This window comes from Kocuria sp. HMSC066H03, from assembly GCF_001812045.1.
GTDB classification, from domain to species: Bacteria; Actinomycetota; Actinomycetes; order Actinomycetales; family Micrococcaceae; genus Kocuria; species Kocuria rhizophila.
The window spans coordinates 337,202-357,449 of sequence record NZ_KV807509.1 but is presented as its reverse complement, the minus strand read 5'-3'; the positions used below and the strand labels follow the sequence as shown (position 1 = coordinate 357,449).

Sequence of the window (20,248 nt, the reverse complement as noted above, 5' to 3'; positions counted from 1 at the left end):
CCGGGTCGAGCCGGTCAGCCGGGACGCCCGCGACGGCGCTGGTGATGAGGCAGGCGCCGTGCTCGGTGATGCGCCAGTCGAGCACGCTGGGGCCGGGAATCCCGGTGGTCGACAGCCACTCGATCCGATCGCGCTCGCCTTCTAACGTGTGCGCATCAGCAACGGAGACGACCTTGGCGAACCGTTCCCCGGACACGTGACGCAGCACAATCGCGCCTGACTCGCCGTCGGTGACGCGCGCCCACACCGAGCAATCGGAAAGCAATCCGGTCAGTGGCATCGAGGGAGACGACATGCCTCTATCATCTCGCGTCGACCGTCCTTCACGTGCCCTACGCGACCTCACGACCAATACTGACCAAACACAGCATGTCCGCAATGACGGCAAAGCAGCGCGCGATGTTCGCTCACCTACTGCGCATGACGGTCTCGATGCGGATGATGAGCGCCGGCGACGGATACAAGTACCTTCTGTACTCGTTCGCGGCCGCAGACGCCGACCGCGCTGGCTCTCGACGCCGCTGATCCACTACTACGCGAAGGAAGGTGCCCCGTGCGCGAGCAGAAGTAGCCGCGTCTGGATCGGCTTGTTTTTGCAGCGAACCCTCAGAAGAACTCGTCCATGAGCCGGTAGAACCGTGTCCGTGCCGGGTCGAGGTCCTCGATCCCATACTGGTCGAGGAATAAGGGCACCCATGATTGGCCGAGTTGCTCGGCTATGTCCCGCGTTGCTAGCGCGAGGTCCTGGTGACGGTCGGCAACTCCCAACCGCCCGCAGTCGATGAAGCCAGAGAAGCGGTCCTCGTCCACAATCAAGTTGGACAGGCATGCATCCCCATGCGTAACAACGAGATCTTCATGAACGGGACGAAGCCCTTGAAGCATCGCGAGCAGTTCGCTTGGGTCGCGGTCACGGTGTTCATCGTCGAAATCATTAGTGTCGACTAGGCCCGACTCCCAACGGGCACGGGCCTGCTCGATGCGGTGAGAGACACGGTGGTCGAAAGGGCAGCTGTCCGTCATCAGAGTGTGCAGCCGGCGCAACGCCTTAGCCGCGATCCGGGCCTTTGCCGCAGGTTCAATCGGAGCGGAGGACAGGTCGTTGCCGGGAACGTCGTCGAGCAACAACCAATGCCGCCCTGTAGAAGTGATTTCGTCGAGCACGCGGGCACAGGGCACTCCCGTTGTCGTCAGCCATCTCAGGCGCGCCGCCTCACCCGGGAGTTCGCCCAAACATCTGACTGGTTCCGTCTTAACAAAGAGGACGTCTCCGTCTGGAGACGTCAACCGAAAAACGGCTGCGTCCGATCCACCGGTTGTCTGCAACTCCCATGAGTAGCCGGTCAGTTCCTGTTTCCACGTGATTGGGAACGCAGGGCGGACTGGGGACATCCGGCTCCTAACAAGACTGCGGGTTCTGGCCAAGTATAAGTCGTTCTGAATCGATCCGACGTGCTCGACCACGAGCGGCATCGGGTCAGCTGCGGCTGTACAAATCATCGACGTAGGTTGTCTCGCAGCAGCTCGGTTTCACCAATGGAACGCATCCCGGGAGTGCACCTGACTTGGCACTACGGTGTCGATGCGGATCTTGAGCGCACGCGACGGGTACAAGTACCTACTGCCCATCGTCGCGGCCGTCGACGATGACAGGTCGTTGTCGACTGCTCTGGCGTGCTGCTACGCGGAGGCGGGGACGCCGCCCCCCGCCGCTGGTCTCGCCCACAATCTACGCCCCGCGTATCCGGTGACATCAGTAGGCTGGAACTGCGCACAGGCCAACATTCACAGGTGAGTGCGTTTACCGAACCTCGGCTACGCGATCACCGCGCACCGCGCCCAAGGCATCACCGTCGACACCTCGCACGTGGTCACCACGGCGACGACGACGCGGGAGAACTTCTACGTCGCGATGACCCGCGGCCGCCACGGGAACCACGCCTACGTCGCCACCGACACCGCCGATACCGAGCATGTCGCCCCGCATCCCTCCGACAACCCCGACGCCACCTCCCGAAGCGTCCTTTACGGGGTGCTGCAGCACGTCGGCGCGGAGCTGTCCGCGCACGAGACCATCACCGCTGAGCAGGAACGCTGGGGCTCGATCGGGCAGCTCGCCGCGGAGTACGAGACCATCGCCCAGGCCGGCCAGCACGACCGCTGGGCCACCCTCCTGGAGATCGCCGGCCTCACGGAGGGGCAGGTCGATCTCGTGCTCGGCTCCGATGCCTACGGCGCCCTGTCGACCGAGCTGCGCCGCGCGGAGGCGAACCGCTACGACCTCGACGACCTGCTCCCGCGTCTGGTGGCGGCGCGGGGATTCGAGGATGCCGACGACATCGCCTCCGTCCTGCATCACCGCGTCGCCCGCGCCACGACCAGGCTTGCCGGCTCCGGCCGCACGCGGCAGGCGCCGCAGCTCATCGCCGGCCTCATCCCATACGCCGCAGGAGTCACCGACCCCGAGATGCACCGCACACTGGTGGAGCGGCAGGAGCTGATCGAGCGCCGCGCCGCCGCGGTCTTCGACCGGGACACGGACGAGGCCGCACCGTGGACGACCGCGCTCGGCGCGAAACCAGGGGAGGCACGCGCCGCGCAGCGATGGCGCAGGTTCGGGCAGGTCGTTGCCGCGTACCGCGACCGCTACCAGATCACCGACGACCACCCGCTCGGCGCCGTAGCCGGGTCGGAGACGCAGAAGATCGACGCCGCCCGCGCCCAGGCCGCGCTGAGCCGAGCGAAGCAGCTCAGCCAGCAGACCCCGGACACCGAACAGCCGGACCTCACCATCGAGGCCCGGCAGGGGCGCACGCTCTGAGCGACGAACCTTCGATCAGAGGGAACGGCCGGGCCGCTCCTGGTCGAGAGCATCGAGGTCCTGCCCGGTGGTCAGGCCCTGGTCTCGTGCTGGTGCCTGCTGCCGGCTGGTGGTGAGGGCGGCGACATCGTGCGAGCCGGTCACGAGGGTGGCGGTGCCTTCACGCAGCAGCAGATGCGTGCCGGTGCTCGCCGCGGACGTGATCGAGCCGGGCACTGCCCCGACGCCCCGGCCGAGGGAGTTCGCTTCGCGGGCGACGTTCAGCGCGCCGGATCGTGCCCCGGCTTCCACGATCACCGTCGCCGAGGACAGTGCCGCGAGGAGCCGGCCGCGGGCGATGAACCGGTGCCGCGTCGGGGCCGAGCCGGGAGGCATTTCGCTCAGCAGCATCCCCAGATCGCCGACCCGTTCGAGCATGTCGCGGTGCCCCGCGGGATAGAGGCGGTCCGGGCCGCCGACCATGACCGCGATGGTGTCACCATCGGCTGCGAGCGCCCCGTGATGTGCTGCGCCGTCGATACCGTAGGCGCCGCCGGAGACGACGATCTGCTCGGTCATCGACGCATCCGCGGCGAGCTCCCCGGCGACATGATCCCCGTATGCAGTCGCGGCCCGAGACCCGGTGATCGTGACTCGCGCATCGCTCCGGGTCGCGAGGAATGAGGTCGCCCCTCTCGCCCACAGTACGTAGGGGGCGCGATCACCCAGCTCGTCGACCGAGACGGGCCAGGGCGCGTCGCCAGGGACCAGCGGCGTATATGAGCCGTCGAGGGCGTGGGCCAGATCGTCCTTGAAGCTGTCGCGCGAGCCGAACTGCTGAGCGGTGTGGTGCAGGATCGTCGCTTCCTCGGCCCGGAGGCCGGGCATCGGCCCGCCGGCGTCGAGCAGGCGGAGGGTCTCGATGCCGCCTTCGCGTCGCAGCAGGCGACCGATCTTGGCGTCATTGGGCTCGACGATCATCGAGAGCATCACGCGGGCCGTCCGCTCATCGCCGGCGTAGTCAGCCAGAGAAACCATGATCGGGTCCTTCCACTCGCAGGCATTACCGAGCAGGTGCACCCGGAGCAGCGGGGAGACCTTTCACTTGGCGCGACTCCGGCGTAAACTCGAAGACGAAGCGCAGGCTTCCAATCTGTAGGGTCTTTCGGGATCGCCCCCTTCCGCGGGGCCACCACCAACACGCCGCTTCGATCATTCGACCGTGTTGAAGGAGGCCCGCAATGTTCCTCAGCGACCGCGTCCGACGCCGCTGGCGCCAGAGCGAGAACACCGCCCAGAACCTGGAAGAGACCCGCCGGTTCTTCCCGACGAACCGCATCCGCGATGCCGTCTACACCCGCCGCGGACTCAAGTGGGGTGTTCCCGCGATGCTGCTCGCCGCGCCCTATATCGCCGTCGTCAAGCTCCTGAGCGATGTCATCGACCAGGCCGGCTCGGAGTGGGGATGGCTCCACCTGGTCGTCCTGCTGTGCGCGTGGAACGCGCTCAAAATGCTCTGGCTTGGCCCGATGAGCCTCATCGCCCTCGCCCGCGTCCGGCACCGCGAGCACGTCCAGCGCCGCAACGCCCGCCGCGACGCCGCAGCGTCGAGCGAGCAGGCCGACGCGGAGCCGGCTCTGGCGGGAGGCGCATCATGAACACGGTGATCTACCGGCGCAGCGCGGTCCACAACGAGAAGTGGCTGGCCGATCAGGAGACCGCCTGCCGCCAGTACGCGAGCGAGCTCGGTCTGACGGTCACCGGCTCCTACTACGACATCGGGCGCACCGGCCACGGCCTCGATGCCATGCTCGAAGCCGTCCAACAGGACGATGTCAGCGCGGTCATCGTTAACGACCTCGAGCGACTCGGGGAGAAGATCAACGAGCACCTCGCCACGGTGCAGCGACTCCAGGAGGCCGGAGTGACGATCCACGTCACGAAGGAGAAGACCACCAACGGGCGCGACGCAATCTTCGTCGGAATCAAACAGGCCTACGCCGAGTTCCAGGAACGGCACGACGATCCGCTCCCTGGCGGGCATCGCGAACCCTGACCCGTTCCCGCCCCATCGACAAGGCCCACTCTCACCGGGTTGAGAGTGGGGCCTTTCGCTGTTCTACAGCCCCGAGATGTGCCACAAAGCATGACGCCTCGTACTGAGGTCAACTCTGCACGAACTATGCGGCCAACCCTCAGTGACCGCCTCTCCATGCACCCGGATCGCCGCCTGCTCAGCTCACGGTCGCGGCAAGAACCATGTGGCGAGCGAAATCACGTCCGCTGTACGATGGCAGCTGGTAACGTGTATGATCCGTTACATGGAAGACGTGACAACGGCGACTGAGGAGCAGTTGCGTCAGTGGGCCAAGCAAATCCGTCAAGAACGGATGCGTCGACGAGGTCAACTGATCACATGCCAGCAGTGCCAAGCGCATGTTGTTGCTCGGAAGGATGCGCGGTTTTGCTCTACTCGCTGCAGAGTTGCCGCATTCCGGGCAGCTAAGGTGGTTGTTTGATGGAGCACTTGAGCATCCGGGCCACTAGGAGATACGGGACACTCTCCCCACTTCGCTATCCAGGCGGAAAGGCCGCGCTAGCGGGGCTTTTCGCGGACCTAATTGGCGAACTTGACATCACCGATGCATGCTATGTTGAGCCCTACGCTGGCGGTGCTGGAGCAGGTATTGCTCTGCTACGGCAAGGACTCGTAAAGCGTCTCGTAATCAATGACTTCGACTCGGCCGTCTACGCTTTTTGGAGATCAGTAACAGAACAGACGGACGACTTCACGCGCCTCATCGTCGAGACGCCTCTAAATATTGATGAGTGGAAACGACAGCGTGAGATATACAGGGCCGGTAAAACGGACGACCATCTCGCCCTGGGATTCTCCTTCTTCTATCTCAATCGCACAAATCGCTCTGGCGTGCTCCGTGGCGGTGTTATCGGTGGATTGGCGCAACAGGGAAACTACAAGATCGACGCGCGTTTCAATCGGGAGAAACTCGCAGATAGAGTCTCAGAAATCGGGGTTCTTGCAGACGCAATCACTGTCACAGACCTTGATGGGCGAACGGTGATACGTGAGTACGGGAGCGATCCAACAACATTCATGTACATTGACCCACCTTACGTGCGTGCAGGATCGCAGCTCTATCTAAACGCTTTCGACGCTCGTGATCACGAGGCGTTGGCCCGCACGGTACAACGTATAGACGGCGCTCATTGGGTGATGACCTACGACGTATCGCCGCTCATCGAGAACCTGTATGCGGATTATTTTCAGAGTAGGTATGAGCTAAATTACTCTGCGCGCCACCCAGGTTTCACGGACGAACTCATGATCGCTTCTCCAAGAGTCGCTGAAGCCCTCATCAAGGGGTGGCAGGCTGTGCAGGGCTCAAAAGGAAGCGAAGCAACGGAAGCATCTCGCGCCATGCTTGATGGATCTCTGGCGCGGTAATGGTTACGTGCATGGAGTGCGTAGGAGCGTTAAACCACTCGCCCGAACCAGCAATCGGTCCGCGTGCATTTTTCAGTAGTTGCACCGCCTGAGAGATCTGGCGTTCCTTTGGGTAGGCTCGGAAAACCGCGTCTACAGCACGCCCAAGTTCACCGCTTACCGTCGTGCCTCGTTGCGCAAAGTGTTCCTTGATTGCTGCCTCGATCACAGAGCGCAAAAGCATTGTGGCCGCAGTGGGATGCGACTTCAGGCTAATAGAACGAAGCTCGTGCAACCTCGCGGCGAACGCCTCGGGAACGGGGAGTTGGTCGATGCCTTGTAGCGAAAGCTTGTCACGCGTGTCTGGGTGATTAGGTCCGCGCTGAGGTTGTTGTCCATCTGTAGTGGTCTCAGAATTGGACGAGGGGGAAGAGGGCTGCTTCGCGGTACCGGAACCATGCGGGTCTGTGTTCGCTCCGCTTGGGGTGTCGTCAACCGGCGTTGAGCTACTTGGCGTTGACGTACTGACCTCACTTTGAGTGGGTGGGTCAAGAATTGCTTTCAACTCTTCAACTAGTTCCTTGTATGCGTCTCCCTTCTTGTTGTCGAGCACGCGACGTGTACTGAGTTCCCCGCTCTGAAATCCGCGGAGGACACGTTCGAGAACTGCGATCTGACCGGGACTTTCAGGTCGAGATGTAACGTTTCCATCCTGGTCGAAGGAAAAGCCCATAAGCGGCTGAATCTCTCGGCTACGGTATGCGTACTCGAAGACGGACATCTTCAACTCTTGCCCAGCCGCGAATGCGGCAATGTCTGCGTCTGTAAAATTCGTCGACAAGAGGGCTTCGCGGACTCGCCCCATGCGGATAAGGCGAACCACGTCTTTAATTCCAGTCAGCGTCTCTTTCAGGTACTTGACGTCAACCTCATCGGTGAGCTGGGCAAGAACGAACTTCGCTTGCTCGTCGAGGCCCCACCTCTTTTTGTCCTCACCGATATGCTGGCGTGCCAAAATGGGGGCGGCAGTCTTCCGATCAGGAAATACCGTGACATATATTTCGTCAGGCAACTCGTCGGCGTCCTCCTGATGCCTTTTCAGTAACGCCTCAATTCTCTGTCGATACGCCGGAGCAAGTGAAGGATCGCGAAGGGCGCGGAGTGCACTCACTCGCCGATTTGCTTCCAGTACTACAAAACGACTATTTTCCTCGACGACTAGAGGAAGCTCGTTTGTGGTGTAGCCCTCTCGTAGAAGAGAACGTGCCATCCCAAGTACGTCGTACTCCTCGAACAGGTAGTTGAAGGCAAGAGACTCATTGCTCTGATCGACAGCGAAGCGGAAGTTGCTCAGGTCAAGAGCCAGCGAGTCGACTTTGACTCGACGAACCTCCTCAGGTACTCGTGGCACTGCCGCTCCCTTCGTTGGTTCCGATTCTCCGCATCCAGACCTCCAGCCGGAGATCATCTTCCAGATTCCCATGTTTGCGAGCCCGGACGCGCGCCGACACGCGGACTCCCGCGCCCATGCTGCCGGGCATCGCTCTCCCGCGCGACGCTGACCGATCAGCCAAGTACCTTACTTTTTCTAGGCGACTGTGATCGATCCTGTCGAGGTAACGTGGCCTACCGCACTCGTCCGTGAGGGTCCCGAAGCGATACACCATCACGCAGTAGGTGCGTGCGCACAGTGCCCGCGTTGAAACCGACTCGGGCACCTACGGTCGCCAGAGATTCGCCCTGTTCATAGCGGAGGGCCATCTCGAGCACCTGTTCCGGTGATGGCCCTTGACCTCGGATCGCGACCCCACGCCCGCGCAGGTGCTCGGCGAGGCGCTGCCTGCTCACGCCTAGATCGTCCGCGATCTGGCGTAGGGTCTCGCCAGTGTTGTACCTCCGCTCCGCCTCATCCAGCATCTCCGGCGTCAGCCTCGGAACCGGACGAGGGAGCGGCCGCGTGGGACCCGGCGACACTGCCGCTGACCCGCGCCGACGACGGATCGCTCGATGCGAGGAAGCGGCCAACTCTAGGGATGGGGCAAGGTTAGAGCACTGTCGGACTACCTCCACCACCAAGGGAAATCCCCTCACCGGAAACGGTGGGGGGATTTTTCGTGCTCGGGGCAGATCAGCGTCCCGCAGCCGCGGGCCGGTGGCGACGGATGGGTAGCATGGGTCCGGTCCCGGAACCGACCAACGCCCCCCACCCCTGGAGCACTGCCCGATGGAACGCCTGGTCATAGCCCCGCACATGGACGACGAGAGCATGGGCTGCGGAGGGCTGCTGGCCAAGTTCCCGGACGAGTGCACCGTGGTGGTCGTGGCGGCCGGGGACGAGACCCGCAGCCGTGAGTTCCGCAGCGCCATGGAGGTCCTGGGGGTCGAGCGGACCCGCGAGCTGAACCTGCCGGACGGCGCCGTGGGAGCGGACATGCCCGCTCTCGTCCGGCAGCTGGACGTCATCTGTGCGCAGCTGCGACCGGACGAGCTGTACCTGCCGTTCCCCTCCCTGCACCAGGACCACATATCCGTCTACGAGGCCGGGATGCGCACCGCCCGGCTGTCCATGTCCCCGGAGCACTGGTCCGCCCCGTCCGTGCTGGTCTACGACGTGGCCGTGTACGACGTGAACCTCTACCCGAGCGACCTGCGCTGGAACACCTTCGAGCCCCTGAGCGAGGAGCAGGCCGAGCGCAAGGCCCGGGCGTGCCGCTGCTACGAGTCCGAGATCCCGGGGGAGAACCACCCGATCACCGCGATCAAGGACCTCGCCGCCGGACTGGGGCGGGTCCGTGGGGTGGCGTACGCGGAGCAGTACGCGCTCGTCAGGCACGTGCGCTGATGCGGGTCACCATCCACCAGCCGGACCTGCTGCCCTACTCGGGCTTCTGGTACAAGATGGCGGTCTCGGACGCGTTCATCGTCTCCCGGCACGACCAGTTCCAGAAGCAGGGCTACCAGCGCCGCGTGCGGATGCGGGGCACGTGGGCATCCCACCGGCTCGTGGGCAAGCCCGCACTCGTGCCGATCACGGACGTGCAGGTCATGGCCGGGTGGCAGGAGAACCTTGCGCGGGTCATCACGAGCCGCTACCGCGGTGCCCCGCAGTGGGCGAACCGGGGGCCGGCGCTCGTGGAACGCATCCGGGGTTTCACGGGCAGCGCCTTGGACGAGGTCAACCTGCAGCTGATCCACATGATCCGGGACGAGCTGGGCATCACCACCCCGCTGCTGTTCACGGACCCGCCGCGGCAACGGGCCACCGACCGGCTCATCGAGCAGGTCAGGGCCGTGGGAGGGGACGAGTACTACGCGGGATCCGGTGGCCGCGCCTACATGGTGGAGAACCCGGAGGGGTACTTCGCGGAGCACGGTCTGACGCTCACCTGGTCCGACCACGTGCCCGTCTCCGGGGACTCCGTGCTGAGCCTGCTGTTCGACCTCGAGGACCCGCTGCCCGCGATCATGAACCACTCTTGAGGGCGAACGGAACCGCAGTGCACGGCCCCGGCGCGGGCCACCACCGGTGTCCGGTCGCCTTGGACCGGCACCGGGGGCGCAGCCGGCGGCCCCGCAGGGCACCAGCGTGGGCCCGGGTGCCTCGGAGGGCCTGTGGGCTCGCGTGCCGCGGAACATCAGGTGGCGCGGCGTGCCACGAGGATGCGGGAAGCCTCAGGCCGGGAAGAGACCCCGCCAGGCGGCGTCGTCGTACGGTTCCAGACCGCCGGCCTGAAGCATGCGGTGCGCCACGAGGTCCCACGTGAACAGCCGGGCCCGCTCGAGCCCTGCCTCGCCCATGCGGCGGGCCGTCTCTGGATCGGCCATGCGGTCCATGGCCGCGACGAGCTCCGGGACGCTCCCCGGGGCCACCGTGAGCCCGGCGGGACCGATCATGTCCGCCGCCCCGCCGCGTGCGGAGCCGATGCTGGGGACCCCGGCCGCGGCGGCCTCCACATGCACGATGCCGGCGGGCTCGAACGTGGTGGGCACCACGAGGCACGTGGCGCGCGCGTAGAGCGCGGCGAGCCGGCGCTGCTGGTCGGGGTCGTCCGTGCGCAGGAAACCGTGCCCGGTCACGCCCGGGAGATCCACGCGGGGGTGGTTGCCCACGAGGTCCAGCCGCGCGTCCGGGTGGCTCTCGCGCAGCCGTGCGAACGCCGCGAGCAGCGTGGGACCGTTCTTGTCCTCCCACGCCTTGCCCACGAACAGGAAGCGGGGCGAGCTCCAGTCCTTTCCGAACGACGCCGCCCGGTCCGGTTCCGGCCCCACGGGCCCCGGCACGTGGTTGGCGCCGAGTCCCACGGGGAAGACCGTGCCGGGGTCCGTCCCGAAGTCCTCGACCACCGAACGGGCCGTCCACGGCGTGGCCGTGCAGCACGCGGTCGCATCCCTGAACGCCCTGCCCTGGGCCCGCAGCCGCATCCGGCGGGTCCAGGAACCCACCCGGCCCCACTCCAGTTCCCCGGCCTCGATGGCCTGGGGGACCGTGAGGTCCTCGAAGGTGATGACTCTCGGGTGGCGGACCTCGAAGGACGTACCGAGGCGCAGCACCGCGTCCAGGTGGCCCGCGCGAGCGATCCCGTACAAAATCAGCAACGTCCCGAGCGCGCGGTACTCTGCGCCGATCCGCGCGGCGGACTTGGCATGGTCCACGGCCTCCGGCAGCGGCTGGCCGCGTCGGACCGCGCCGATCCGCGGGAGCATCCGAGGGGCGGCCAGAACCCGCTGCACCGTGGCGTCCACGGGTTCGCCGGCGCGAGCACTGAGCCCCACGACGTCGTGACCCTGGGCCCGCAGCGCCTGCCCGATGCCGCGGGGCGTGCCGGACCACGACGCGGGGTCGAAGGGGTCACCGTGGAAGGCCAGACCCAGCCGGAGCGGGCGGCCAGGAGAGGGGGGCTCGGGAGGGTGCCCGGCGGGGGAGGGAGCCGTCATGCTCCCACCCTAGACAGCGGCCGGGCCGCCCGAGGACAGCGCCGACCCACCGGCCGCCGGCCACCGACACCCTCGTCCCACCAGCCCTCCGGCGCGCCAGGCCACGAAAACTCCGAGAACCCGGCTCGCCAGGCCACGGAGACTCCGAGAACCCGGCACCGTGGCACGGCAGGCGAGCCGAGACCGCGCGGCCACGCCGCACCGTGCGGGTGCGGGACCGGGGGTGGGCTCCCGGAGTCCTCGGCGCCGCCCATGCACCAGGGCCTGCCGTGGCAGAATCCCTGACCATGCACTGAACACCTCGCGCCGGAGCCGCTCAGGGCCGTGCGCGGCTTCTGGGCGGCCGTGGGGGCTGGCGCCGGGCACGGCACGAGGTCCGGGGAGGCGGCGCCGAGGTGCCTGCGGGGGCGGCCTCGCGGCGTCGTACCGGGCCGGCGAGGCCCCGGTCCGGTGGCGCGGCATCCGCGGAGTACGATGACCGCCATGCCCAAAACCTGGCCCCGGCAGGGCTCTTCTGCTCCCGGGTGGCGTCCCGTGGCCGTGGCCGCCGCCGTGTTCCTGGTGGTGGCAGTGCTCGTGGCCGCAGCGGTGCTCCTCGTGGTGAACCCCTTCCGTGCCGCGGAGATCCCCACCACCGACTGCACGCGCTACGGTCTCTCCGCAGACGATCCCAGAGCCCATCCGCACACGGTCACCCGTGCCACGGGGGACACCGGGGAGGACCAAACGCAGGCCGGGGCCTTCGGCCGCCTGGACCGGTCCTTCACGGACCGCGGGGTGACCAGCAGCTACCACCTGATCGACGGCGGGGTGGACACCACCCGCCCCGTGGGACTCGTCGTGGACCTGCACGGGGACGGCGGGGCCGAGTTCTACGAACCGGGCGGGCGGAGCACGTGCCTCGCGGCCGTGGCCGCCTCCCACAACGCGCTGCTCGCCGTGCCGCTGTCACCGGACAGCAGGGGGGAGCGCACCTGGTGGCAGGACCTCAGGACCAATCTCGCGTGGCTGCGCGCCCTCACCGAGGACGAGCTGCTCGGGACGACTCCCGTGGACCCCGGGCAGGTGACGTGGATGGGCTACTCCGGCGGTGCGGAGATGCTCAGCTACGGGGTGCTGGCGAGTGCGCGGAACCTCGTCACGGGCGGTGCCGTCATGGTGGGCGGTGGCGGAGCCCCGGAGTCCCTGGGCACGCGGGCCACGGAGCAGCAGAAGCGGGACATGCGGCTGTGGTGGTTCACAGGATCCCAGGACACGGGCACCGACCCCGAGGCCGATTTCGACGCCGTGGGCGCGGCGACCGAGGGGCAGGACTTCTACGAGCAGCGGGGGTTCACCCGCACGCGCCTGGAGATCCTGCCGGGCCACGACCACTTCGACATGCCCGACGCCGCCATCCTGGACGAGCTCCTCACGGCGGAAAGCTCTTCCGCACCGTCCCCGGGATGACGCCGGGGCGGGCTCCCGGGCCCGGACGAGCACCGCGCTCCGGGGAGCCGTCAGGGCATCTCCGGACAACTCCATGCAATGGTCCGAGTATTGGACCGCCCACGACCCCTCCCGTATTCTGGCCTCACACACTGGGCCGGCAGGGGGATGTCAACGCTGGGCACCACGGCGCGTTCACGGGATGTCGCGCCGCCGTCAGGGTCGGGGGACCCGGGCGGCTTGATCCGAACACCCGCGCGGACGCGACCTAACCGAGGCTCACGTCCGTCTCCTCCTGCGCCACTGGTCCTTAGCGAGGGGGAGCACAACAGCAGTGGACAGCCACAATCTCAGCGGCGAGGCCCACGAGGCCGGCGCCCCACGGGGCGCAGCCCCCGACAGAGCGGTCTATCCGGTGGAGGAACCACCGGCTCCGCGCACCCTGGTGGACATCGTCCTCGACACGGTCGCGCAGTTCCCGGACGCGATCGCCCTCGAGGACGAGCACGAGTCCGTCCCCTACGGAGAGCTCGAGGACCGGATCGAGGTCCACGTCCAGCGCCTGTGGGACATGGGCGTGGGGCGCGGTGACCGGGTCGGCATTCGCGTTCCCTCCGGCGGGGCGGACCTCTACGTGGCCATCCTGGCCACGCTGTTCGCGGGCGCGGCCTACGTGCCGGTGGACTGGGACGACCCCGACGAGCGGGCCCACACGGTGTGGGAGGAGGCCGGTGTGGCCGCCGTCTTCGGGGAGGGTCTCGAACTGACGCGCCGCACGGCCGTCTCCACGGGCGAGCGGACGGAGACCCCGCGCACGCGGGACGACGCCTGGATCATCTTCACCTCGGGCTCCACGGGCAAGCCGAAGGGTGTGGCCATCAGCCACCGCTCCGCCGCGGCCCTCGTGGACGCGGAGGCCCAGATGTACCTCCAGCGCCGCCCGCTCGGGCCCGGCGACCGCGTGATGGCGGGGCTGTCCGTGGCGTTCGACGCCTCGTGCGAGGAGATGTGGCTGGCCTGGCGCCACGGCGCCACCCTGGTGCCCGCGCCCCGGAGCATCGTGCGCTCCGGCCCGGACCTCGGCCAGTGGATCGTGGACAAGCAGATCACCGCCGTCTCCACCGTGCCCACGCTGGCCTCCCTGTGGCCCAGCGAGGCCCTGGACCGCGTGCGGCTGCTCATCTTCGGGGGCGAGGCGTGCCCCCTGGAGCTCACGAAGCACCTCGTGCGTCCCGGGCGTGAGGTGTGGAACACCTACGGCCCCACCGAGGCCACCGTGATCGCCACCGGCGCCCTGCTGACCGGCGAGGCGCCCATCCGCATCGGCCTCGCCGTGCCCGGGTGGGAGCTCGCCGTCGTGGACTCCCAGGGTGAGCCCGTGGCCTGGGGCGAGACCGGTGAGCTGATCATCGGCGGCGTGGGCCTGGGCCGCTACCTGGACCCCGCCAAGGACGCCGAGAAGTACGCCCCGCTGGAGTCGCTCGGGTGGGAGCGCGCCTACCGCTCCGGTGACGTGGTGCGCGCGGACCCCGAGGGCATCGTCTTCGCGGGCCGCGCCGACGACCAGGTCAAGGTCTCGGGCCGACGCATCGAGCTCGGCGAGATCGACACGCAGATGACCCAGGTGCCCGGCGTGAAGCTGGGCGCGTGCGCCGTGCACTCCACACCGGGCGGCGGCAGCGTGATCGCGGGCTACCTGGTGCCCGAGGACGAGGGGTCCGTGGACCTCTCGGAGGCGCGCCGCTGGCTCGTGGAGCGGCTCCCGGGAGGGATGGTCCCCGCGCTGTGCCTCATGGACGAGCTGCCCATGAAGACCTCCGGCAAGGTGGACCGCAAGGCCCTGCCGTGGCCCCTGCCCACCACCAACGACGACGGCTCCGCGCCCCTCGAGGGCGACCTCGCGTGGCTCGCGGAGCTGTGGGCGGACCAGCTCGGGCCTCTGCCGTTCGCCGCGGACAGCGACTTCTTCGCGATGGGCGGCAGCTCGGTGGCCCTCGCGCGTCTGGTCTCGGCGCTGCGCCGGAGCCACCCGGACACGGAGATCGCCAAGATCTACGCCCACCCCACCCTCGAGTCCATGGCGGGCTACCTGGCCACGCTCGGGGAGTCCCACGACGTCAAGCGCGATCCGGACCCCGTTCCCGCGGCCGCCGGCTGGTTCCAGGGGGCCTTCATCCTGGCGCTGAACGTGCTCAACGGCTTCCGCTACGTCCTCGGCTCGCTGATCGTGGTGTGGCTGCTCGCGGTCGTCGCCGACGCCGGGTGGGTGCCCACCCCGCCACTGCTGCCCCTGGTCGTGGGCTGGCTCGTGATGTTCTCGCTGCCGGGACGCGTGCTCGTGGGCGCGGCCACCGTGCGTGCGCTCACCGCCGGTCTCAAGCCCGGGCACTACCCGCGGGGGAGCTGGAACCACCTGAGGGTGTGGGCCGCCGAACGCGTGGTGGTCTACAACAAGTACGACGTCCTCACCGGCACACCCATGGCACGCACCCTGCACCGGCTGTTCGGCAACACGGTGGGCAGGGACGCCCACCTCTACAACACCCCGCCGGTCACCGGCCTGGTGCGCGTGGGGGACCACGCCACCGTGGAGTTCGAGGCGGACCTCTCCGGCTACTGGCTGGACGGCGACGTCTTCCACGTGGGCGCGATCGAGATCGGGGAGCACGCACGCGTGGGCACCCGCACCCTGGTGGATCCCGGGATGCACGTGGGTGCCGGTGCCGAGGTGCTGCCGGGATCCCACGTGAGCCGCGCGGTGCCCGCGGGGGAGCTGTGGGGCGGCTCGCCCCTGCGCCACCACGGCAACGCCGGAACCACCTGGCCGGAGGACTCCCCGGAGGTCACGGGCGGGATGCGCACCTGGGGGGCGCTCACCAGCCACCTGGCGTTCTCCGGAGGCGCGGTCCTGGTGGGGCTGCTGCCCTTCCTGGCGCTGATTCCCGGTGCGCTGATCGTGCTCACCCGCGTGGTCACCATCCAGGAGTACGAGGTCGTGTTCCCGATCGTGGCCGTGTGGGTTCCGGTGTTCACCGTGGTCACGGCCGTGGTGTGGCTGCTGCTCGTGGTGGGCCTGGTGCGCCTGGTGTCCGGAATGATCGTCCCCGGGTACTTCCCCCAGAACGGACCGGTGGGGTGGGCCATGTGGCTCACCGAGACGCTCATGCAGCGCACGCTGATCTCCACCTACCCGATCTACGCCTCGTGCATCACCCCGTGGTTCATGCGGCTGCTCGGTGCCAAGGTGGGGCGCAACGTGGAGATCTCCACCGCGGAGACCATCCCGCACCTCACCACGCTGAAGGACGGCTCGTTCCTCGCCGACCACGCCCTGGTGACGTCCCACCGCGCGGGCTTCGGCTGGTTGCACATCGGCACGTCCGTGATCGGTGAGCGCACTTTCGTGGGCAACTCCGGGATCGTGGGACCGGACCGGGACCTGCCCGCGGACGCACTGGTGGCCGTGCTCAGCTCCGCACCCCACCGCGCACCGGCCGGGTCCTCCTGGCTGGGCCGCACTGCGGCGCCGATCGCGCGCGCCAAGACGGAGGCGGATGCCGAGTCCACGTTCCAGCCGCAGCGGCGGCTCAAGGCGGCGCGGGCGTTCGTGGAGCTCTTCCGCTTCCTGCCCGCCATGGTCTCGGCGTGGCTGGACCTGGTGATCGTGTACGTGCTCACGGACATCTACATGTCCCACGGGATGGGGTGGAGCGGTGTGATCGCCGCCTTCGCCTGGTCCGGTGTGGTGCTCACCGTGGCCAGCACCGTGGCGTGCCTGGTGCCGGTGCTCGTGAAGTGGGCCCTGATGGGTCGCTTCCGCGAGAGCGAGCGCCCGCTGTTCAGCTCCTTCGTGTGGCGCAACGAGCTCACGGACGTGTTCGCCGAGTCCCTGGCCGTGCCCTCCATGATCCGCCTGAGCGTGGGCTCGCCCCTGTTCAACGTGTGGGCCCGGCTGATGGGAGCGCACATCGGCCGCGGCGTGTGGTGCGAGACCTGGTGGCTGCCCGAGTTCGACCTGGTGCGCCTCGAGGACAACGTGTCCGTCAACCGCGGCACGGTCCTGCAGACCCACCTGTTCCACGACCGGATCATGCGCATGGAGCCCGTGACCATGCGGCGGGGCTCCACACTGGGCCCCAACAGCTTCGTGCTGCCGGGCGCCACGATCGAGGAGCGCACCACCGTGGCACCGGGATCCCTGGTCATGCGCCAGGAGACCGTGCCCTCGGACGGCAACTGGGGCGGCAACCCCATCCGCCACCTCGAACCGGGGGACCAGGTGGTCAGCGCGCAGGTGCTGCCCACCGCGGCCCCCGCCACGCGCCGGGGATCCCACGCCGCGGCGTCGGGACCCGAGACCATCACGCAGCACAGCACGGGGTCCACCGCCACGGCCCCCGCACCGACCGCGCTCCCCGCCGGGGACCGCGCCGTTGAGCACCAGGGAGCCACCGAATGACGCAGCAGAGCATGAACGAGAACGTGGCCGAGGGGGATCTGCCTCCCGGGCAGCGGCCCCAGCCCGGACCCCGCCCGCCGCGCGAGGTGTGGCTCGGGGACCGCGGGGACGAGGGCCGCACCGCCGCGGAGAGCGGACTGTGGACCTCGGCCACCCCGGTGGTCACCGCACCCCCGCGTTCCACCTCCGCCCCGCGCCAGGGGGCGGCCACCCGCAACGTGTCCAGCGCGGACGGGCGCCGCACCACGCGGCGCATCATGGGTGTGGACGTGGCCCGGGGCTTCGCCCTGGTGGGCATGATCGCGGTGCACGTGCTGCCCGCGGTCGCGGACGTGGAGGGCAATCCCTCCCTGGAGTGGCGGCTGTTCGCGGGGCACTCCGCGGCACTGTTCGCGACCCTCGCCGGGGTGAGCCTGGCGTTCATGACCGGGGGGCGCAACCCGCGGCGTGGCCGGGACGGCGCGCGGGCACGGGTGTCCATCCTGGTGCGCGCGCTGGTGCTGTTCCTCATCGGGCTGAGCATCAACCTGCTGGAGCTGCCGGTCTACAACATCCTCATCTACTACGGCCTGATGTTCCTGGTGGCCATACCGTTCACGCTGCTGAGCGTGCGGTGGCTGCTGGTGTCCTCGGCGGTCTTCGCCGTGGTGATGCCCTTCGTGATGCAGTGGTCCCTGTCCGTCCTGCCCGCGCACGTGTACGGCAACCCCGGGTTCGCCGAGCTGCTCACCGATCCGGGGGCCGTCCTGGCTGAGCTGTTCCTCACGGGAACGTACCCCGCCCTGCCGTGGATGACGTTCATCTGCCTGGGCATGGCCCTGGGCCGGCTGCCGCTGTCCCGGGACCGGGTGCAGGTGGTGCTCGTGATCGTGGGCGCTGTGGTCGCGGCCGCGGCCCGTGGGATCTCCATGCTGATGCTCATGCGCTTCGAGCTGGAGAACGCCCTGATCGAGGCCACTCCGTGGATGACCTCTGACGACGTGTGGAACATCCAGGTCTACGGTCCGGACCCCCAGCTGCCGGACACGTCCTACCTGTGGCTGCTGCTCTCCGGGCCGCACACCAACACCCCGTTCGCGCTGCTGGAGAGCGCCGGTCTGGCCATGGTGGCCCTCGGCGCGTTCCTGCTGCTGTGCCGCGTGATCGGCAAGTGGCTGACCTGGCTGGGCGCCATGGGCTCGATGACCCTCACGCTCTACGTGAGCCACCTGGTGCTGCTGGCGTTCGTGTGGACGGACACCACGCCCTGGTTCTGGTTCATCGTGCAGGTGGTCGTCGCCGCGCTGTTCGCGGTGGCCTGGCAGCAGGCCGTGGGCAACGGTCCGCTCGAGCGCCTGGTCACCAGGGTGTCCAAGGGAGCTGCCGCCGCGGTCGTGCCGCCCGAGAAGGCGCCCCCTCGGCGTCGGGCGCAGACGCCCCGGCGGTAGCCGGCCCCGCAGCCGACTTGCAGACGGACCCTCAGCCCACCGGGCGGGGGTCCGTCTGCCACGCCACGGCCAGCCGGGCGTTCTCCGCAGAGCGGGTGCGCACGTCGCTCACGGTCCACCCGTGGCCGTAGTCGGCGCGCGCCGCCGGGCCGATGCGGATGCCCGCGGGGTCACGCGACAGCCCGGTCTCCCACCCCTTCACGAGCGCCTCCACACGCACCCAGGTCCGGGTCACGTCCGCGGCCCGACGCCGCCCGCGCAGCCTCGCGAGCCGCTCCCGGTCTGCGGGGTGCAGGACGTCGAGCAGCACACCCGCCTCCACGTCGCTCTGGATCCGTTCCACGTCCACGCCCACGCGGCGCTGAGCCGTGACGAGCGCGACCACGCCCGCGGTGCGCGACACGGAGAAGTGGACGGGCTGCACGGGCGCCCACACGGAGCCGGTGACGCTGCCGGCGGGGGCCGGGAGGGCGTCGTCGTCCGCGCTGGAGACCGACGCCGCCCGGCCGTGAACCGGACGCGGCGCGCCGGTGCGTGGGTCGTGGGTCACCGGCACCTCGTGGGGCCGGCAGCCCAGGCGGTGCGCGAGGACGTGGCGCAGCGCCACCCGTGACACCGTGAACAGTTCGCGGGCGCGGGCCTCCTGGACGGTCTCCGCCCGCGCGAGCTCGAGCTCGCTCAGACACCCTGACGCCGAGAAGGCCCAGGGGGCGAACTCCGCGAGGGGCAGCACGTGCAGGGTGAGGTCCGCCGGAGCTCCGGGGACCCTGCGTCGGTGGTCCGCCCACACCGGCTGCCGCAGAGTGGTGGTTCCCGCGTTCACCTCGTGCCCCCGTCAGTCTGAGTCAGGGCCCGGTGCAGCAGCTCGGGGTGCTCGAGCAGGCCGTGGTGGCCACCGGGGACGGTGAGCGTGGTGCACTCCGCGTCCGTGCTCCGGGCCCAGCCGGCCATGGACCGCGCCGAGGCCGTGCGGTCCTGCTCTGCGCACACGAGCAGCAGCGGGGTGCGCAGCCGCGGTGGAGCGGCGTCGTGGGACAGCGAGGCCCGCAGATCCGCGCGCAGCGGGGCGAGGACCATGGCCCGCAGATCAGGGTCGCGCAGCAGCTCCTCCGGGGTGCCCCCGAGCTCCTGGAGCCACGCGGCCAGGGCGGCGTCGTCCTCCAGAACGGCACGGAGTTCGGGATCGGGATCCGGTGGGACGCTCTTGGCGGAGAGCACCACCCGCCGCAGCCGGCCGGGACGCTCGCGGTCCACGGCCGCGGCGAACTCCGCGGCGAGCAGAGCCCCGAAGGAGTGGCCCAGGACGGTGGTGGGCAGCTCGTCGGCGTCGAGCACGGGCAGCATCAGCTCGAGCGCCTCGGCCACCCCGGTGCGCACGTCCACGGGCGTGGGATCCGCCATGCGGGACTCGCGCCCCGGGCGGCGGTGGACGAGGACCTCCGTGCCGGGGGCCTGGAAGACCCGCCCGGACAGGGCCCCCGCGCCGGCGTGGGGGAAGACGACGAGACGGCGCTGCGGGGCGGCGTCGCCGGTGAACCAGCGCGCCAGGGCCGTGGTGGGGGGAGGGGTGGTGGCCAACGTCCCGGACCTCCTGAATCCGTGGGGGGTGGGTGCCGCCGCGTGACCCGGTGCGGGGGCTGCCGGGCGGGGGAGCAGCGGTGCGGGCGGCGCGCTCCGGACGTCTCGACGGGGAGGCGGACGCGGACCGCGGTGCGGGTGGGGGCGGTGGTGCTGCGAGGGTGGTGCGGGGGGGG

The 20,248-nt window shown here is 68.8% G+C and carries 15 protein-coding genes and 2 pseudogenes; 10 read left to right on the top strand and 7 right to left on the bottom strand.

Annotation, left to right across the window (positions count from 1 at the left end; all coding sequences use genetic code 11):
• Positions 1–295: pseudogene (locus tag HMPREF2833_RS12555) on the bottom strand (hypothetical protein); the annotation flags it as partial.
• Positions 296–378: 83 nt separating this feature from the next.
• Here HMPREF2833_RS12555 and HMPREF2833_RS12550 point away from each other — a divergent pair.
• Positions 379–525, top strand: a complete 147-nt coding sequence (locus HMPREF2833_RS12550) for a hypothetical protein (protein WP_168165729.1) — start codon at positions 379–381, stop codon at positions 523–525.
• A gap of 81 nt (positions 526–606) precedes the next feature.
• Here HMPREF2833_RS12550 and HMPREF2833_RS10365 read toward each other — a convergent pair whose 3' ends face one another.
• Positions 607–1,392: an APH(3')-II family aminoglycoside O-phosphotransferase gene (locus tag HMPREF2833_RS10365; RefSeq protein WP_070638544.1), complete on the bottom strand. Its 786-nt coding sequence runs from the start codon at positions 1,390–1,392 to the stop codon at positions 607–609.
• Between the two features lie 415 nt (positions 1,393–1,807).
• Here HMPREF2833_RS10365 and HMPREF2833_RS10360 point away from each other — a divergent pair.
• A pseudogene (locus tag HMPREF2833_RS10360) lies at positions 1,808–2,821 on the top strand (C-terminal helicase domain-containing protein); the annotation flags it as partial.
• Positions 2,822–2,836: 15 nt separating this feature from the next.
• Here the strand turns inward: HMPREF2833_RS10360 and HMPREF2833_RS10355 are convergent.
• Positions 2,837–3,838 carry a DNA-processing protein DprA gene (locus HMPREF2833_RS10355; RefSeq protein WP_070637946.1) on the bottom strand — a complete coding sequence of 334 codons (1,002 nt, stop codon included), beginning with the start codon at positions 3,836–3,838 and terminating at the stop codon, positions 2,837–2,839.
• A gap of 203 nt (positions 3,839–4,041) precedes the next feature.
• On the opposite strand from HMPREF2833_RS10355, the gene HMPREF2833_RS10350 reads away from it, so the two are divergent.
• The 3 genes from HMPREF2833_RS10350 (at position 4,042) to HMPREF2833_RS12190 (ending at position 6,266) form a co-directional block, all read left to right on the top strand.
• Positions 4,042–4,458: a hypothetical protein gene (locus tag HMPREF2833_RS10350; RefSeq protein WP_070637944.1), complete on the top strand. Its 417-nt coding sequence runs from the start codon at positions 4,042–4,044 to the stop codon at positions 4,456–4,458.
• On the top strand, positions 4,455–4,856 hold the full coding sequence (locus HMPREF2833_RS10345) for a recombinase family protein (protein WP_070637941.1): 402 nt from the start codon (positions 4,455–4,457) through the stop codon (positions 4,854–4,856). Before HMPREF2833_RS10350 ends, HMPREF2833_RS10345 begins: the two co-directional genes overlap by 4 nt.
• Before the next feature lie 462 nt (positions 4,857–5,318).
• Complete coding sequence (locus tag HMPREF2833_RS12190) at positions 5,319–6,266, top strand: DNA adenine methylase (RefSeq protein WP_083311011.1); 948 nt, start codon at positions 5,319–5,321, stop codon at positions 6,264–6,266.
• Here the strand turns inward: HMPREF2833_RS12190 and HMPREF2833_RS12425 are convergent.
• Positions 6,178–7,656, bottom strand: a complete 1,479-nt coding sequence (locus HMPREF2833_RS12425) for a hypothetical protein (protein ID WP_141756184.1) — start codon at positions 7,654–7,656, stop codon at positions 6,178–6,180. The two genes, HMPREF2833_RS12190 and HMPREF2833_RS12425, sit on opposite strands and share 89 nt — an antisense overlap.
• 813 nt (positions 7,657–8,469) lie before the next feature.
• Between HMPREF2833_RS12425 and HMPREF2833_RS10340 the strand changes: the two genes are divergently transcribed.
• The gene (locus tag HMPREF2833_RS10340) at positions 8,470–9,087 is read left to right on the top strand and encodes a PIG-L deacetylase family protein (RefSeq protein WP_083311009.1); all 618 of its coding nucleotides are present in this window, start codon (positions 8,470–8,472) and stop codon (positions 9,085–9,087) included.
• Entirely contained in the window at positions 9,087–9,725 is a 639-nt protein-coding gene (locus HMPREF2833_RS10335; protein WP_070637938.1) for a WbqC family protein, read from the top strand. Before HMPREF2833_RS10340 ends, HMPREF2833_RS10335 begins: the two co-directional genes overlap by 1 nt.
• 192 nt (positions 9,726–9,917) lie before the next feature.
• Here HMPREF2833_RS10335 and HMPREF2833_RS10330 read toward each other — a convergent pair whose 3' ends face one another.
• Positions 9,918–11,180: a glycosyltransferase family 4 protein gene (locus HMPREF2833_RS10330; protein ID WP_070637935.1), complete on the bottom strand. Its 1,263-nt coding sequence runs from the start codon at positions 11,178–11,180 to the stop codon at positions 9,918–9,920.
• Between the two features lie 483 nt (positions 11,181–11,663).
• Between HMPREF2833_RS10330 and HMPREF2833_RS10325 the strand changes: the two genes are divergently transcribed.
• The 3 genes from HMPREF2833_RS10325 (at position 11,664) to HMPREF2833_RS10315 (ending at position 18,494) form a co-directional block, all read left to right on the top strand.
• Positions 11,664–12,629 (top strand): alpha/beta hydrolase family protein, encoded by a 966-nt coding sequence (locus HMPREF2833_RS10325; RefSeq protein ID WP_246829118.1) that lies wholly within the window; start codon positions 11,664–11,666, stop codon positions 12,627–12,629.
• A 313-nt stretch (positions 12,630–12,942) separates the two neighbouring features.
• Positions 12,943–17,067, top strand: coding sequence for a Pls/PosA family non-ribosomal peptide synthetase (locus tag HMPREF2833_RS10320; RefSeq protein ID WP_246829117.1), 4,125 nt, complete (start codon positions 12,943–12,945; stop codon positions 17,065–17,067).
• Positions 17,064–18,494 carry a heparan-alpha-glucosaminide N-acetyltransferase domain-containing protein gene (locus HMPREF2833_RS10315; RefSeq protein WP_019309051.1) on the top strand — a complete coding sequence of 477 codons (1,431 nt, stop codon included), beginning with the start codon at positions 17,064–17,066 and terminating at the stop codon, positions 18,492–18,494. Before HMPREF2833_RS10320 ends, HMPREF2833_RS10315 begins: the two co-directional genes overlap by 4 nt.
• A gap of 31 nt (positions 18,495–18,525) precedes the next feature.
• Here HMPREF2833_RS10315 and HMPREF2833_RS10310 read toward each other — a convergent pair whose 3' ends face one another.
• Positions 18,526–19,317, bottom strand: a complete 792-nt coding sequence (locus HMPREF2833_RS10310; protein ID WP_019309052.1) for a 4'-phosphopantetheinyl transferase family protein — start codon at positions 19,315–19,317, stop codon at positions 18,526–18,528.
• Positions 19,314–20,072 (bottom strand): thioesterase II family protein, encoded by a 759-nt coding sequence (locus HMPREF2833_RS10305; protein WP_039101243.1) that lies wholly within the window; start codon positions 20,070–20,072, stop codon positions 19,314–19,316. The genes HMPREF2833_RS10310 and HMPREF2833_RS10305 overlap by 4 nt, the downstream gene beginning before the upstream one ends.
• Between the last annotated feature and the right edge of the window lie 176 nt (positions 20,073–20,248).

What these genes read in the sequence shown, in the direction of transcription:
- HMPREF2833_RS10325 (WP_246829118.1), top strand. Translation starts at nt 11,664, where the DNA reads ATGCCCAAAACCTGGCCCCGGCAGGGCTCTTCTGCTCCCGGGTGGCGT.
- HMPREF2833_RS10330 (WP_070637935.1), bottom strand. Translation starts at nt 11,180, where the DNA reads ATGACGGCTCCCTCCCCCGCCGGGCACCCTCCCGAGCCCCCCTCTCCT.
- HMPREF2833_RS10350 (WP_070637944.1), top strand. Translation starts at nt 4,042, where the DNA reads ATGTTCCTCAGCGACCGCGTCCGACGCCGCTGGCGCCAGAGCGAGAAC.
- HMPREF2833_RS12190 (WP_083311011.1), top strand. Translation starts at nt 5,319, where the DNA reads ATGGAGCACTTGAGCATCCGGGCCACTAGGAGATACGGGACACTCTCC.
- HMPREF2833_RS10355 (WP_070637946.1), bottom strand. Translation starts at nt 3,838, where the DNA reads ATGGTTTCTCTGGCTGACTACGCCGGCGATGAGCGGACGGCCCGCGTG.
- HMPREF2833_RS10315 (WP_019309051.1), top strand. Translation starts at nt 17,064, where the DNA reads ATGACGCAGCAGAGCATGAACGAGAACGTGGCCGAGGGGGATCTGCCT.
- HMPREF2833_RS12550 (WP_168165729.1), top strand. Translation starts at nt 379, where the DNA reads ATGACGGCAAAGCAGCGCGCGATGTTCGCTCACCTACTGCGCATGACG.
- HMPREF2833_RS10335 (WP_070637938.1), top strand. Translation starts at nt 9,087, where the DNA reads ATGCGGGTCACCATCCACCAGCCGGACCTGCTGCCCTACTCGGGCTTC.
- HMPREF2833_RS10365 (WP_070638544.1), bottom strand. Translation starts at nt 1,392, where the DNA reads ATGTCCCCAGTCCGCCCTGCGTTCCCAATCACGTGGAAACAGGAACTG.
- HMPREF2833_RS10340 (WP_083311009.1), top strand. Translation starts at nt 8,470, where the DNA reads ATGGAACGCCTGGTCATAGCCCCGCACATGGACGACGAGAGCATGGGC.
- HMPREF2833_RS10345 (WP_070637941.1), top strand. Translation starts at nt 4,455, where the DNA reads ATGAACACGGTGATCTACCGGCGCAGCGCGGTCCACAACGAGAAGTGG.